The 13,071-nt window shown below is 65.7% G+C and carries 9 protein-coding genes; 5 read left to right on the top strand and 4 right to left on the bottom strand.

Annotated elements, in window-relative coordinates; translation table 11 throughout:
• Positions 1-99: 99 nt before the first annotated feature.
• Positions 100-2,337: an LPS assembly protein LptD gene (lptD, locus tag L8K25_RS11780; RefSeq protein WP_242139095.1), complete on the bottom strand. Its 2,238-nt coding sequence runs from the start codon at positions 2,335-2,337 to the stop codon at positions 100-102.
• A 168-nt stretch (positions 2,338-2,505) separates the two neighbouring features.
• Between lptD and L8K25_RS11775 the strand changes: the two genes are divergently transcribed.
• The 4 genes from L8K25_RS11775 (at position 2,506) to L8K25_RS11760 (ending at position 5,576) form a co-directional block, all read left to right on the top strand.
• The gene (locus tag L8K25_RS11775) at positions 2,506-3,978 is read left to right on the top strand and encodes a leucyl aminopeptidase (protein ID WP_242139094.1); all 1,473 of its coding nucleotides are present in this window, start codon (positions 2,506-2,508) and stop codon (positions 3,976-3,978) included.
• 118 nt (positions 3,979-4,096) lie between these two features.
• Complete coding sequence (locus tag L8K25_RS11770; protein WP_242139093.1) at positions 4,097-4,540, top strand: DNA polymerase III subunit chi; 444 nt, start codon at positions 4,097-4,099, stop codon at positions 4,538-4,540.
• Positions 4,541-4,624: 84 nt separating this feature from the next.
• Positions 4,625-5,047 carry a nucleoside-diphosphate kinase gene (gene ndk, locus L8K25_RS11765; RefSeq protein WP_242139092.1) on the top strand — a complete coding sequence of 141 codons (423 nt, stop codon included), beginning with the start codon at positions 4,625-4,627 and terminating at the stop codon, positions 5,045-5,047.
• On the top strand, positions 5,040-5,576 hold the full coding sequence (locus tag L8K25_RS11760) for a GNAT family N-acetyltransferase (protein ID WP_242139091.1): 537 nt from the start codon (positions 5,040-5,042) through the stop codon (positions 5,574-5,576). The genes ndk and L8K25_RS11760 overlap by 8 nt, the downstream gene beginning before the upstream one ends.
• Positions 5,577-5,611: 35 nt before the next feature.
• On the opposite strand, the gene L8K25_RS11755 is transcribed toward L8K25_RS11760, so the two are convergent.
• Positions 5,612-6,391, bottom strand: a complete 780-nt coding sequence (locus L8K25_RS11755) for an NAD kinase (RefSeq protein ID WP_242139090.1) — start codon at positions 6,389-6,391, stop codon at positions 5,612-5,614.
• Positions 6,388-7,398, bottom strand: a complete 1,011-nt coding sequence (gene moaA / locus L8K25_RS11750; protein ID WP_242139089.1) for a GTP 3',8-cyclase MoaA — start codon at positions 7,396-7,398, stop codon at positions 6,388-6,390. Before moaA ends, L8K25_RS11755 begins: the two co-directional genes overlap by 4 nt.
• Positions 7,399-7,545: 147 nt before the next feature.
• Here moaA and L8K25_RS11745 point away from each other — a divergent pair, with 147 nt between their 5' ends.
• Complete coding sequence (locus L8K25_RS11745) at positions 7,546-9,507, top strand: GGDEF domain-containing phosphodiesterase (RefSeq protein WP_242139088.1); 1,962 nt, start codon at positions 7,546-7,548, stop codon at positions 9,505-9,507.
• Positions 9,508-9,516: 9 nt separating this feature from the next.
• Here the strand turns inward: L8K25_RS11745 and mfd are convergent, their stop codons facing one another.
• Positions 9,517-12,969 (bottom strand): transcription-repair coupling factor, encoded by a 3,453-nt coding sequence (mfd, locus tag L8K25_RS11740; protein ID WP_242139087.1) that lies wholly within the window; start codon positions 12,967-12,969, stop codon positions 9,517-9,519.
• Between the last annotated feature and the right edge of the window lie 102 nt (positions 12,970-13,071).

The following is a 13,071-nucleotide window of genomic DNA, read 5'->3' as shown; positions in this document are numbered from 1 at the left end:
TCCCAATCCCATCCCGCACGGCCAGTCTTCGGCCATGCCCCTAGTGCAGCCATGTGGCTGAACCGTGGCTTAGCGGCCACAGTCTTGTCCGGCCTAGCGTTAGCGCCCCAAATTCTTGAACGCCAGCGTCAACAGGTAGCTGTTGCCGCTGCGCGCGTCGCCCGTGTTCTGGTAATCGCGCTTCCACGTGACACCCAGACGCAGGCAATCGTCCTCATATTGGACACCGAGGCGATGCCGGACCGGATCGAATCCATCGGCGAGCGACAGGGGGTCCTCGTTCCGGTCTGTGAGGTCGATGACGGTCGAGCCGAAGGCGGACCAGAAGCGCGCGAACTGGACCCGCGCGCCCAGCCGCACTTCCTCGCGATCGCGCAGATCCTCGAGCGTCGGGTCGATGTTGCGGTTGAGGCGGAGATAGCCAACGAGGAAATAGGTGCTGCGCGAGCCGATCGTCGCATCGAGTTCGTTGCGGCGGATCGCCAGCCCGTCCTTGTCCAGCCGGTAGCGGTGGATGATCGAGACGAAGTCGCGGAAGCGCAGTTCGCTGCGACCGACGATGTCCGAAACGCGGCGCGACAGTCCGGTGCCGTCGGGGAACAGAGTGGGGCGGCTGTTGAGCCGGTAGCTTTGCCCGACGTTGGTGCTGAACGACAGCCCGGGCAGATCGACCTGCCAGTCGAGTCCGTAGGTGAACCGGGTCGAATCCTCGAACCGGTCGTACCCAGGGAATCGATTGAGCGCGAACAGGTTCGAATCCTCGAGATCGACCGAGCGCGCATCCTCGTTGGGGATCGCCAGCGTGCCGGTCTGTGGCGACGTGACGATCTGGAAGCGCGGAATGAGGCGCTGCGTCCCGGTCAGGAACGTACCGATCAACGGGTATTTGATATCGATCGCGAAGGCACCGATCAGCCGACCGTGAAACCCGTCCTCGCCGCGGTAATTGGCAACCGTCGTCGCAAGCGAGTCGTTGGTGTTGTACAGGTCGCCACGGCCGAAGGCGGTAAAGGTGATCTCCTGCCCCCATGGGGTGATCTTGCGCAGGTCCCAGCGGGCGCTGGCGAAGGCCCGCTGCGTGTCCTGGCCGGCGGTGCGGGTGATCGCCAGGCTGTTCGCCTGGAACGTGAACGTGCCGCCGAGGAAGCTGTTCGCGATGCGGCGGCGATAGTCGATTTCGGGCAAGGCGATCGGCTGCGTTCCCTGCTGATCGGCGACCCGCAAGGTTTGCACATACCATCCCGCGATCGAGAAGTAGCTGTCCTGGTCGATCCGCTCCAGGTTGATCGTCGTGCGCAGCCGATCGTCGCGCGAGATGTCGTAACGCCGCAGGAACGTACGATCGCTGGCCAGGCGCAGCGACCCGGAGATGCTCCAGTTCGGGTTCAGCTGGAAGCGCCCGGACGCATCGAGATAGCCGCGGAACGAATCGGGTGTGCCCGGCGGCGTCGGCAGCAGCAGGTTGTTGCTGCGCGGGCTGGCGGTTGCATATCCGGTGATCCGATAGGCGCCGAGCGTGTTGAGCGCTTCGTAATCGGCCTGCAGCATCGGGAGGACGCTGCTGAACACGCGCGGGGTGATCGTCAGGCCGCGATTCGGAGCAAGCGCGAAATGATAGGGTTGCGCGAATTCGAACCCATTGACGCGACCGTAGCGAAAGTCCGGGCTCAGCAGGCCGCTGTCGTTGCCGCCACCGATCGGGTTCGAAAAAGCGGGGAGCGGCAGCGACGGCAAGCCGAACAGGTCGATCCGCGCGCCCTTGTAATAGATCCGACCACGTTCGGGACGGTAGATCACGCGAACGGCAGTGATCTTCCAGGACGGTTCTTTCGGGCAGTTCGATCCGGTGGTGACGGCGCACGGCGTGTAGGCCGCATCTTCCAGCGTCACCGTCTCGTTGAGCGAACGGGTGCCCTTGCGCGCCGCCAGACGTCCACCCTTTTCCAGGACGAGCAGCATGTTGTCGACCATGCCGTCCTTCAACGCATCGGTCAGTTCGATCGAATCACCGTAAGCGGTGTCGCCGCCGGGATTGACGATCGCGATATTGCCGGTCGCCAGGACCTTTCCGGTCTTGCGGTTCCACACGACCTTGTCGGCGCGCAGGCGATCGCCGGCACGGTACATCCGCACGTCGCTCGTCGCGGTGACGATGTCCTCCTTGCTGTCATATTGCAGCTGACCGGCGTTGAACTGGACCTGGTCGTCGTTGGCGCTGGGAGCCGTGGCGGGTGGCGGCGGCGCGACGGTGCGCGTCTGCAGGTCCTGCGCGACGGCGGGAAGGGCGATCAGCGCGAGCGGCGCAGCGCAACTGGCAAGGAGGACGGCACGCTTCACGTCGGAACAAACACCTAAATGCGATGAGGCCGGCGGCCGTTGGTCGATCATGCCCTATCGCATCGACATCGGCGCGCTGCAATCGCGCAAAGCGCGCTTTGCCAGCGACCGTGCACTGGCCTAGAGACTGACGACTCATTGTGAATGATCGATCGAGGCTTGTTTTCCATGCATATCGAGTTTTCCAGCGCGGCTCCGGCGTCCGGCGCGGCCCTTGCCTTCACCGTCGAAAAGGAAGCGCTGTCGCGGCTGGCGACCGGGCTGGTCGATGCGCGCGCCGTCGACTTGCTCAAGGCCGCTGCCCAGGCCAGCCGGTTCGACGGGGAGTCCGGCGCGGTCGTCGAGACGTTCATCGACCAGAATGGTGCCGCCCGGCGCGTGCTCCTGATCGGTACGGGTTCCGGTAGCGAAATGGACTATGAGAAGGCCGGCGGCGCGCTGACGGGGCGTTTGCTGACCTCGGGCGTCAGCCAGGTCAGCGTCGATTTCGCGGGCAGCGCCGCGACGGCGAAGGCCGTTGCCCGCTTCGCGGGTGCCGCGGCGCAACGCGGCTGGCGTCACGATATCTATCGCACCAAGCTTCCCGAAAAGTCGAAGCCGACGTTGACCAGCATCGTGCTCCACAACACGCCCGAGGGCAGCGACGCCGCCTGGGTCCCGCAGAAGGCCCTGACCGAAGGCCTTGAGCTGACCCGTACGCTCGTCGCCGAGCCGCCGAACGTGATCTACCCCGAGAGCTTCGTCGCCAAGGTGCTGGCCGAGGTCGAAGGTCTCGGCCTTGAGGTCACGGTCCTCGGCGAGGACGAGATGCACGCACTCGGCATGGGCGCGCTGCTAGGCGTCAGCCAGGGCTCGGTCAAGAACGCGCAACTGCTCGCGCTCAAGTGGAGCGGGAAGGGTGCGGGCGATGCCGACCTCGCGCTGGTCGGCAAGGGCGTTACGTTCGACACCGGCGGCATTTCGCTCAAGCCCGGCGCGGGCATGGAAGACATGAAGTGGGACATGGGCGGCGCAGGCGCGGTGGTCGGCGCGATGAAGGCGATCGCCGGGCGCAAGGCCAAGGCGAACGTCATCGGCGTGTGCGGCCTTGTCGAGAACATGCCCGACGGCAACGCGATCCGCCCGGGCGACGTGCTGACCTCGATGTCGGGGCAGACGATCGAGGTGCTCAATACTGACGCCGAGGGCCGTCTGGTGCTGTGCGACGCGCTCACCTGGGTCCAGCGGACGCATCATCCCAAGACGATCGTCGACCTCGCGACGCTGACCGGTGCGATGATCGTCAGCCTCGGCCACGAGCATGGCGGCTGTTTCGCGAACGACGATTCGCTGGCCGATCAGCTCCTTGCGGCTGGCAAGGCGTCGGGCGACCTGCTGTGGCGCTTCCCGATGAGCGATGCGTACAACAAGCTGATCGATTCGCCGATCGCCGACATGAAGAACGTCGGCCCGCGCGGCGCAGGATCGATCACGGCTGCGCAGTTCCTGCTTCGCTATATCGAGAATGGCGTGAAGTGGGCGCATCTGGATATCGCCGGAATGGTGTGGTCGGACAAGGCCGGTCCGAATTACGAAAAGGGCGCGACCGGCTATGGCGTGCGCCTGCTCGATCGCTTCGTGGCGGATAACTTCGAAGGTTGATCCGCCAACGGCTTTTGTTCTCCTTCGAAAGCAGGAGTCCAGGAGTCACGTAAGCCAAAGGCGTTATTTCACATGACCCTGGGTTCCTGCCTTCGCAGGAACACGGCGAAGGACAGCAATGCAGGTCGATTTCTACCACCTGACGCTTCAGCCGCTCGACCGCGTGCTCCCTCGCATCGCGGAGCGGGTGGTCGGGGGCGGCGGGCGGTTACTCGTCGTGGCCGAGAGCGGCGAGCAGCGCGCTGCGCTCGACCGGTTGCTGTGGACCTATGCGCCGGAAAGCTTCCTCCCGCATGCGCAGGTCGCGGGCGATGACAGCGATGCGCTGCAACCGATCCTGATCTCGGCCGAACCGAACGCCGCCAACGCGGCGCGCAACGTCGCGCTGGCCGACGGGGTGTGGCGCGAGGATGCGCTCGGCTTCGACCGCGCCTTCCACTTCTTCGACGACGGGCGAATCGTCGAAGCACGCGCGGCGTGGCGTGCGCTCGGCGAGCGGGACGGGGTCGACCGGCGCTACTGGAAGCAGAATGACGACGGCCGCTGGGAGCAGGCGGCCTGAAGCCAAGCGGGCGGGTTGCATCGCCCGGATGCCGCGACTAGGGGACGCGCATTCCCTTCCTCACCATACAGGAGCTTCACGGTCATGGCCGCGAACCGCACGTTTTCGATCATCAAGCCCGACGCAACGCGTCGCAACCTGACGGGTGCCGTCACCAAGATGCTCGAGGAAGCCGGCCTGCGCGTCGTCGCGTCCAAGCGCATCCAGATGACCCGCGAGCAGGCGGAGGGTTTCTATGCCGTTCACAAGGAACGCCCGTTCTTCGGCGAGCTCGTCTCGTTCATGATCTCGGGCCCGGTCGTCGTCCAGGTTCTCGAAGGCGAGAACGCGATGCAGCGCAACCGCGACATCATGGGTGCAACCAACCCGGCAAACGCCGAAGCCGGCACGATCCGCAAGGAACTCGCCGAGTCGATCGAAGCGAACACCGTGCACGGTTCGGACAGCGACGAGAATGCCGAGATCGAGATCGCTTATTTCTTCAAGCCCGAAGAAATCGTTGGCTGATCCCAACTGGCGCGTGCGAGCGGCAGGGCCGGCGGATGCCGACGCCCTATCGCTCGTCGCGTCCGCGACGTTTCTGGATACCTATGCTGGATCGCTCGACGGTTCGGACTTGGTGGCGCATTGTGCGGCCAAGAACCGGCCCGAAACCTTTGCGGGCTGGGCAAGCGATCCGGGCGATGCGGTGCTGCTCGGGGAAATCGTGCCCGGGCATGCACCGGTCGGTTATGCGGTGATGACCAGCACGATCGACCTGCCAGTTGCGCTCGAACCGGGCGATATCGAGCTGCGCCGGATCTACAGCCTCTCGCGGATGCATGGTTCGGGACTCGGTCCTGCGCTGATGCAGGCCGCTGTCGACGCGGCGTTACGTCTCGGTCGCCGCCGCATCCTGCTCGGCGTATGGGGCGAGAATTACCGCGCGCATCGCTTTTACGAACGTCAGGGTTTCGCGGTGGTCGGCACCCGGCAGTTTCGCGTAGGCGCCGTGGTCCATGACGACCTCGTCTATGGCCGGTCGTTATTGCCGTAGCGGCTCGTGTCGCCCGCCGGGCAACGTCCCGCGTTTCAGGCCGCGAATTGCTCCATCGTGATGCGATCGTCGAGCGCGTGTTCGGGATCAAAGAGCAATGTCAGTTCCCGTGTCCGGTCGATCGCGATCTCGACGAGGGCGACATCGCGGATTTCGCGCTGATCGGCGACCGCGCTGACCGGGCGCTTGCCCGGCTCGAGAACGCGAAGGCTGATCCGGGTCTTGTCGGGCAGGATTGCGCCGCGCCAGCGTCGGGGGCGGAAGGGACTGATCGGCGTCAGCGCCAGCATGTTCGATCCGAGCGGAAGTATCGGTCCCTGCGCAGACAAATTATACGCGGTCGATCCGGCTGGTGTCGCAACCAGGATCCCGTCGCATGCCAGTTCGGGCAGGACGACCCGGTCGTTGACCGTCACCTCCAGCTTGGCGGTCTGCCGCGTTTCGCGCAGCAGCGAGACTTCGTTGATCGCGGGCAACGCATGCGTCTCCCCGCTGATCGTGGTGGCGATCATCGACAGCGGGACGACCTTGAAGGCCTTCGTACGATCCAGCCGCCCCTCCAGGCCGTGGGCGCGCCATTCGTTCATCAGAAAACCCACGGTGCCGAGGTTCATGCCGAATACCGGCACGACGGGTTTGCGGCGCTCCAGCATCGCATGCAGCGTCTGCAACATGAACCCGTCCCCCCCGAGTGCGACGATAAGCTCGGCATCTTCCGGGGAAACCCATTCGTGGCTCTCGGTCAGGGCCTGAAACGCCGCCTGCGCCGGTGGTGTCGGCGACGCGACCAGCGCCCGTCGCGGTGTGTCGGTCATCCGCCCGTTACGCTCATGTGACGCGCGACGGCCGGGGCCGAAGCGGCGATATCGAAATCGTGCCGTGCCGGTTTGGTGAGCATGGCCGCATCGAGCGCTGCGTCGAGACCTCCGACCCCGTGTTCGCGCAGGACCTGTTTGAGGTCGACCTTATCGTCATGGCCGAGGCACGTGTAGAGCACACCCTCGGTGGTCAGCCGCACCCGATTGCACGTGTCGCAGAAGTTGCCGGTGAGCGGCGATATGAGGCCAAGCTTCGCCTCGGTCCCGTCAACCCGCCAATAGCGCGCCGGCCCGCCGCTTCGATGCGAATCGCGGACGAGCGCGAATTGCGTGCGCAACGTGTCGAACACCGCGGTCAGCGGCACGAAGCGGTCAGCGCGGTCCTCGTCAATTTGGCCAAGCGGCATCGTCTCGATGAGGGTCAGATCAAGGCCCTCGTCGATGCACCAGTTGAGCATCGGAGCAATATGATCCTCGTTGAGCCCCTTCAGTGCGACCATGTTGATCTTGACCGCGAGGCCGGCATCCCGGGCGGCCAGGATGCCGGCGGTCACGCGTGCAACGTCGCCGTGCCGCGTGACGTAGCGGAAGGTGTTGGCATCGAGGCTGTCGAGGCTGACGTTGATTCGCCGCATCCCGGCATCGACCATCGCCGCCGCATGCTGCGCCAGCGCATTTCCGTTGGTCGTCATGGTCAATTCGTCGAGCCCGGTGCCGACATGGCGACCGAGCCGGCGGATCAGTTCGCCGACATCACGACGCACCAGCGGCTCACCGCCGCTCAAGCGGATCTTGTTGATCCCGCGCGCAATGAAGCGTTCGGCAATGATCGCGATTTCTTCCAAACTTAACAGTGCGCTACGCGGCAGAAACGTCATCTGTTCCGACATGCAATAGCGGCATCGCAGGTCGCATCGGTCGGTCACCGAGATGCGCAGATAGCTGATGGTTCGCCCGTGCCGGTCCTGCAACGGGCGATCGATGGAGGGGGAAACTGTTGTCATTGTCCCTGAGCTAAGCCTTCAATTGGCGCGGAACAAGCCTACCGCGCACCCTAGGACATCGTGTTGATATCTTCTAAACCCCGAACGGGCACATCTGCTCCCGCTGATCGTAGAAAGACGTTCGTCATAACCCCGCTGACCGCACCATTGTTCGTCTTGTCTTTCCGTCAGCGCGACGAACTTGCCTCAATCGCTGCGGCGGCCGGGTGGCAGGTCGTTGCCGCCCGTCGCGCCGGAGGGGCCGAGCGCCGTTTCCTGTCGAGCGGTGCGGCCGTAGCGGTCGTCGACGCGCGGGGCGCCGCGGCGGAGGGGCTTGCGGCGACCGCGGCGCTCGGCAGCGCGATCGAAGCCAACGGGGGGGCGTTGCTCGCGCTGGTGTCGCGGGGCGAGAATGGCGCGATCACCGCGCTCTACGACGCCGGCGCCACACATTTTCTAGCAAGCCCCTTCAGCGACGCAGAGTTCCTGCAAGCCTTGCGGTTTTCCGCTCGCCATGCCGAGCGCATGGCGCGGGAATGGCAAGCCGGGGCGGTATTCGCGCCCTTGGGATGGCGCTATGCCCGGGCGGATCGCACGCTGATTTTGACGCCCGGGCTCGCCAGCCTGTTGGGCTGCGACGAGCAACCGACCGTTCGAACGGTCCTGCGGCGGTTGGACCAGGGCGATCGACTGGCCGCGACGGCCGCGTTGCGACGCATGACCGGACTCCGCCCCGCGACGGCGTTCGCGCACGATCTCGAGGGCGTCGGCCGCATCGTCCAGCACTTGCAATTCGACCCTGGCGCGGGGCGAGTCGACGCCGTGGTCGAACCGCTGGGCAGCACGCCCGAACCTGCCGCCGAAGTGCGGGAAGCACTGGCGGGCGCGCGCGACGCCGGCAGCGCGCGCCGCTGGCTGACAAAGCATCTCGACGGGGCCGGGGTGGCGCCGTTGCATATTCTGCTGATCGCGTTGAACCGGTTCGAAATGGTCAATACCGCCTACGGTCGCGCGGCAGGGGATGCCCTGCTGCGCTCGGCGCAGGCGCGCGTGAAGGATGCCGTTCACGAGATGCTCGGGCGGGATGCCCTGGTCGCGCGCATGGGCGGTTCGACATTCCTGGTGGCAATGCAGGCACCACGCCTGCGGATCGACCTTGTTGCCGAGCGGATCGCGTCGGCCTTGGCCCGCCCGTTCGTCAGTGGCGATGCGATTGCGGTTCTGGGGTGTCGGATCGGCCTGGCGGAGGCATCGCCGCAGGACGATGCGGCTAGCCTGTTGCGCCGCGCCAGCGAAGCCCTGGCCGAGGCGCGAGAATCCGATAGTGCGACCTTGCGGGTTGCGGATGCCGACGGGGGCAGTGCCGCGATCGACCGCCTGGCGGTCGAACTGCACTACGCCATCGAGCGCAACGACATCGGCATCCTGTTTCAGCCGCAGGTCGCGATCGCCACGGGGGAGATCGTCGGGGTCGAAGCCCTGGCGCGCTGGCAACACAGTACGCTCGGGACGATCGGCGCGGAGACCCTGTTCGCAGCGGCACAGCGAGCCGATCTCGAAATCGGACTTTCCGATCATATCCAGCGTTTAGCCTTGGCGCAGGCCGCAAACTGGCCGCCGGAACTTGCCGACGTGCGGCTCTCGCTCAATCTGACCGCGGCGGATATCGCGCGGCCCGGCTTCGCCGATCTTTTTCTCGATCGGGTCGACGCGAGCGGTTTCCCGCGCACGCGATTGACGCTGGAGATCACCGAAAGTGGGTTGATCGAAGATCTCGGCGTTGCCGCGGCATTGCTGTCGGTGCTGCGCGGTGCCGGTTGTCGCACCGCCATCGACGATTTCGGCACGGGTTATTCCAGCCTTGCCTATCTCAAGGCGCTCCCGCTGGATTACCTCAAGATCGACAAGAAGCTCGCGCAGGACATCACCGGGTCGCCGCGCGACCGGATCGTCGTGCGCGGCGTGATCGACATGGCGCGCTCGCTGGGGCTGACCGTCATCGCCGAAGGCGTCGAGACGCAAGAACAGTTGGAAGGCCTGGCGACCGAGGGATGCCAGATCTACCAGGGGTTCCTGTGTGCCGAGCCGCTGTCGGTCCCGGCCCTCTCGACGCTCGTCGCTGCCCACTAGCGGGCGACATCATCCCGCCGCGCGCGCGAGGCCCTTGGACAATTGCAACGCACCGTGCAGCCGCGCCTTGGGATCGCCCCAGCTGCGCGTGACGACAAGCTTCGAATCGGGCCGCAACCGCGCGACTCCGTCGAGCTTCCCGACCCACGCGAGCAGCCCTGTGATGTTGGGCGGCGCGTCGTTGAAGAACGACACCAGCGCGCCCTTCGGCCCGACGTCGATCTTCGACACGCACGCCTTCTTGGCGTTGAGCTTGATCTCGATGAGGCGGACGAGGTTCTCGGTCGGCGCCGGCAGCGCGCCGAAACGATCGATCAGTTCGGCGGCGAAGCCTTCCAGCGCATTCTGGTCCTCGACATCGTTGAGGCGGCGATACAGCCCCATCCGCAGGTCGAGATCGGGGACATAGGTCTCGGGGATGAGGATCGGCGCGTCGACCGTGATCTGCGGCGAGAAGTCCTTCGGGCGCAGACGCTGGCCGCCGGCCTTGGCATCCATGATCGCCTCTTCCAGCATCGACTGGTAGAGTTCGTAGCCAACCTCCTTGATATGCCCCGATTGTTCGTCACCGAGCAGATTGCCCGCGCCGCGCTGGTCGAGATCATGGCTGGCAAGCTGGAACCCGCCGCCGAGGCTGTCGAGGTCGGACAGGATCTTGAGCCGCTTCTCGGCGGTCTCGGTCAGGATCCGGTCGGCTGGGGTCGTGAGATAGGCATAGGCGCGCGTCTTGGCGCGCCCGACGCGACCACGAAGCTGGTACAGCTGCGCGAGGCCAAAGCGGTCGGCGCGGTGGATGATCATCGTGTTCGCGCTCGGAATATCGAGCCCGCTTTCGACGATCGTGGTGGAGACGAGCACCTCGAACTTCTTGTCGTAGAAGGCGGACATGCGCTCCTCGACCTCGGTCGGCGACATCTGGCCGTGCGCCACGACGAAGCGCACCTCGGGGACGGATTCGCGAAGGAACTCCTCGATATCCGGAAGATCCTTGATCCGGGGTGTGACGAAGAAGCTTTGCCCGCCGCGATAATGTTCGCGGAGCAACGCCTCGCGCAGCACGATCGGATCCCACGGCATCACATAGGTGCGCACCGCGAGGCGATCGACCGGCGGGGTCTGGATCACCGACAGTTCGCGCAGGCCCGACATCGCCATCTGGAGCGTGCGCGGGATCGGCGTGGCGGTCAGCGTCAGGACGTGGACGTTGGCCTTGAGCGACTTGAGGCGTTCCTTGTGGGTCACCCCGAAGCGCTGTTCCTCATCGACAATGACGAGGCCCAAGCGTTTGAAATCGATCCCCTTCGCCAGGATCGCATGGGTTCCGACGACGACGTCGATCGTGCCGTCTGCAAGGCCCTCCTTTGTCGTCTTCGCCTCGCCCGCGGGCACCAGCCGCGACAAACGCCCGACGTTGAGCGGAAAGCCTTCGAGCCGTGCCTTGAAGTTGTTGAAATGCTGACGCGCGAGCAGCGTCGTCGGGCAGACCACCGCGACCTGCAACCCCGCCATCGCAGCAGCAAAGGCGGCACGCAGCGCGACCTCGGTCTTGCCGAAACCGACGTCGCCGACGACGAGGCGATCCATCGGCGTGCCCTTCTCGAGATCGCCCATGACGTCCTCGATCGCGCGATCCTGATCCTCGGTTTCCTCATACGGAAAGCGGTCGACGAAGGCGGCATAGCCACTGTCGCGCTCGATCGTATCCGCCGGACGCAGCGCTCGCTCGGCAGCGGTCGCGATCAGCTCGCCAGCGATTTCGCGGATTCGCTCCTTCATCCGGCTCTTGCGGCGCTGCCAGGCTTCGCCACCGAGCTTGTCGAGGCTCGCGCCGTCGGCGTCGGAGCCATAGCGGGTCAGAACTTCGAGGTTCTCGACCGGCACGAACAGTTTGTCGCCGCCCGCGTAGGTCAGCGCGACGCAATCATGCGGTGCCTGGCCGACCGGGATCGAGGTCAGGCCTTCGTAGCGGCCAATGCCGTGGTCGGCGTGGACGACCAGATCGCCCGGTGTCAGCATCGCCAGTTCGGCGAGGAATGCGTCGGCGGACTTCTTGCGCTTGTTCCGACGCACGAGCCGGTCGCCGAGCATGTCCTGCTCGGTCAGCAGCGCGACTTCGGGCCCCGAGAAGCCGTGGTCGAGCGGCAGGACCAGCAGCGCCACGGACTTGGCGCCGACGCCGAGCGCCTGCTGCCAGCTATCGACCTTGACCGTATTGGTCAGTTCGTGGTCGGCGAGCAGCCCGGCGAGGCGGTCGCGCGAACCCGTGGAGTAGCTGGCGAGGATCGCTTTCTTGCCGTCTTTCCGTAACTTGCCGAGATGCTCTACGACCGCTTCGTAGATGTTGACGCCGCTCGCACGCTCCGCGCCGAAGTCGCGCGGGCCGTCGACGCCGAAGTCGAGCACGCTTGCGCTTTCGGGTTCGTGGAACGCGGTGATGCGGTGCGCCGGGGCAACATCGAGCTGCTGCGCAAAGTCCTTGGCGGTCAGGTACAAGGCGTCTGGCGGAAGCGGCCGGTAGCTGCCCGGGTCGCTCGACTGCGCCTTGACGCGGTTGCCGTGATAATCGGTGATCGCCTCGAACCGCGCCTCGGCCGCCGCGACCGCGCCCGCATCGCGGACCATGACGGCGTCGTCGCCGAGATGATCGAACAGCGTCGCCATCTTCTCCTCGAACAGCGGGAGCCAATGCTCCATCCCCGCAAGACGCCGCCCGTCGCTGATCGCCTGATACAGCGGATCGCCGGTCGCGGTCGCGCCGAACCGTTCGCGATAGCGCGCGCGGAACCGCTTGATGCTGTCTTCGTCGAGCAGCGTTTCGGAGGCGGGGAGCAGGACGAAGCCGTCAATCCGCCCGGTGGTGCGTTGATCGGCTGGGTCGAAGGTGCGGACGCTTTCGATCTCGTCGCCGAAGAAATCGAGCCGAAGCGCCTGCGTCTCGCCCGACGGATACAAATCGACCAAGCCGCCGCGAACTGCGAATTCGCCTGCATCGGCAACGGTTTCCACGCGGACATAGCCATTGGCTTGCAACAGTGTCGCCAGCCGGTCGCGCCCGATCCGTTCCTTCGGAGCTAGCCGTGCGACGAGCTGGCGAATGCGGAACGGGGTGAGCGTGCGCTGCGCCACCGCGTTGACGGTCGTCACCAGCAACTGCGGGCCATCCGGCTTCTGCTGGAGCCGGTGGAGCGTCGCCATTCGCTCCGCCATCACGCGCAGCGTGGGGGAGGCGCGGTCGTAGGGCAGGCAATCCCATGCCGGGAAGGTCAGCACCTCGAGTTCGGGTGCGAACGTCTGTGCGGTCGAGGCGATCGCGCGCATTGCGGCCTCGTCCGGCGCGACGAACACCGCGCGCGCCTTGGCGGCACGCGACAGGTCCGCGAGCAGCCATGGCTCGAATCCGGTCGGCACGCCGGCGAGCGTCAGCGGGGTCTTGGCGGTGAGGATCGTCTGAAGGTTAGGCATTCTCTTCTTTCTCCCGCTCCCCGTTGGCGGGGAGAGGGGCAGTATCGGGTGCAGCGCTGCTGGACTGCCCCTCTCCCAAGCCCTCTCCCCGCAAAGCGGGGA

The sequence above is a fragment of the Sphingomonas sp. TREG-RG-20F-R18-01 genome (assembly GCF_022662475.1).
Lineage (GTDB): Bacteria > Pseudomonadota > Alphaproteobacteria > Sphingomonadales > Sphingomonadaceae > Sphingomonas.
This window is presented reverse-complemented; position numbering and strand designations above follow the sequence as displayed.